1 protein-coding gene and 1 pseudogene are annotated in these 2245 nt (G+C 64.5%); both read right to left on the reverse strand.

Going from position 1 to position 2245, the window contains the following annotated elements:
• Positions 1-826 (reverse strand): annotated as a pseudogene (locus tag XM50_RS19325) (IS3 family transposase); the annotation flags it as partial.
• A 323-nt stretch (positions 827-1149) separates the two neighbouring features.
• On the reverse strand, positions 1150-2169 hold the full coding sequence (locus tag XM50_RS00285; RefSeq protein ID WP_046406371.1) for an IS110 family transposase: 1020 nt from the start codon (positions 2167-2169) through the stop codon (positions 1150-1152).
• Between the last annotated feature and the right edge of the window lie 76 nt (positions 2170-2245).

Below are 2245 nucleotides of genomic sequence, written 5' to 3' on the forward strand. Positions count from 1 at the left end.
TCCCAACATAGGACGTTGTCGCTGACGATCATCAGCGGCGGTCTGCCCCTAGCGGCGATGATGGCGTCGAGCTCGCGAGCGACACGCGCGCTCGACAATGAGGTGTCAACCACCAGCGCCAGGCACTCGCGCGTGAAGTCGTCGACCACCGCCAGGATGCGGATGCGTCGGCCGCTAATCAGCGTGTCGCTGACGAAGTCGACGCTCCACCGCTGGTTCGGTCCTTGCGGCAGCGCCATGGGGGCTCGCGTGCCCATCGCCCGCTTGCGGCCACGTCGACGCCTGACACGCAGGTTCTCCTCGCGGTACAGCCGCAGCAGCTTCTTGTGGTTCATGACCAGCCCCTCGCGAGCCAACATGACCCCCAGCCGCCGGTAGCCGAAGCGACGACGCTCGGCCGCGATCTCCCGCAACCGCGACCGCAGGTCGCCATCATCACTACGCCGGGGCGCGTAGCGCACCGACGGCCTATCCACGCTGAAGATGGAGCATGCCCGACGCTCGCTGATGCCGAAGCGCTGCCGAGCCTCCTCGACAGCCCTTCGGCGAGCGGCAGGCTTCACCAGCTTTTTGCTGCCGCCTCCTTGAGCACGGCGTTATCGAGCATGGCATCCGCCAGCAGCCGCTTCAGCCGGGTGTTCTCGTCTTCAAGCACCTTCAGCTTTCGCGCCTGCGACACGTCCATGCCGCCATACTTTGCCTTCCACGGGTAGAGCGTCGCGCTGCTGATGCCATGCTTCCGGCACACATCGGCGGTCTTCATCCCGCCCTCCTGCTCGCGCAGCACCGCCATGATCTGCTCCTCGCTGAACCTGCTCTTCTTCACGTCCATCTCCTCACGAAGGCGAACTCTAGCTCAAACTGGCGGAGTTTCTGGGGAGCATGTGTGGACGGCCCCTGCGGTGCAAGAGCTTTTGTGCAGCGATGAGCACCGGTCGGGTGCATCCATGTGTTCGGCCTGTTCATGCAGCACCGCATGGCTGCTGGCCCTGATGAAGTCCGCGGATCGGATCCCTAATCACGTCATCGCGCTCGAAGCGCTCTGCTCCCCTGGGCTTGTTCGATCCCCGGTCTAACCGGTTTGTCATCACCACTCAGCTGCCCTCACACCATCCTGCCGCCCGCTTCAGCGGACGACGAGGACAGCGGTCACGCGGCAGCCGCCGCGTAGACCTCCTTGCGCGCCATCACCGCCCAAGCGATGCGCGCTGTCTTGTTAGCCAGTCCGACCGTCGCAATCTTCACTGGCTTGCGCTCGAGGAGTTGCGCGATCCAGGGCTGGCGGGTCGCATCTTTGCGCGCCATGCGCATGACCGCGGTCGCGCCGACGACCAGCAGCTTACGGAGATATCCGTCGCCCTGCTTGCTTATGCCGCCAAGCCGCTCCTTGCCACCTGAGCTATGGGGCCGCGGTGTGAGCCCAAGCCATGCAGCAAATTGCCGCCCCGACCGGAACAGCGATGCATCGGGCACGGCGGCGGCGATTGCCGAAGCAGTGATCGGACCGATGCCGGGGATGGTCGCAAGCCGCCGGCTGGTGTCATTGCCGCGGTGCCAGGCGAGGATCTGCGACTCGAGCCGGTCAACTTCACTCGCCAGCGAGCGCAGTTGAGCGCCGATGGTATGCAGCGCTGATTGCGCATGCGCCGGCAGCTTCTCCTGCCCCTCGTGGAGGAGCTTCATCAGCGCGGCAACGCCGCCCGGTCCCTTGCTGGTGACAATGCCATACTCCGAAAGATGCGCTCGCAGGGCGTTGATCAACGCGGTTCGCTGTCGCACGAGTAGATCTCGGGTCTTGTGGAGCATCAGCACGGCCTGCTGGTCGACGCTCTTCACAGCAACGAACCTCATCGTCGGCCGGGTAACCGCTTCGCAGATCGCCTCAGCGTCAGCGGCGTCGGTCTTCCCACGCTTCACGTACGGCTTCACGTAGGCCGGCGGCATCAGTCGGACATCATGGCCTAGCGCCAGAAGCTCGCGACCCCAATGGTGCGCCGATGCGCACGCTTCCATCCCGACAAGGCACGGCGGCAACGATGTGAAGAACTTCAGCACCTCGCCGCGCCGAAGCTGCCGCCGCACCAACACCCTGCCATCAGCGCTGATCGCATGGACCTGAAACACGTTTTTCGCCAGATCGACACCGACGGTCACGACATCCTGCTGCATGGATCAACTCCTAGACGTGGCTCAACGACCACATCATCGCACAGCTACGCTGGTGCAGGGGCCGTCCAACCCATCA

Origin of the sequence: Sphingomonas sp. Ag1 (genome assembly GCF_000980895.1) — a bacterium.
Lineage (GTDB): Bacteria > Pseudomonadota > Alphaproteobacteria > Sphingomonadales > Sphingomonadaceae > Sphingomonas > Sphingomonas panaciterrae.

Coding starts and splice junctions, on each gene's coding strand:
- XM50_RS00285 (WP_046406371.1), bottom strand. CDS start 2,169: ATGCAGCAGGATGTCGTGACCGTCGGTGTCGATCTGGCGAAAAACGTG.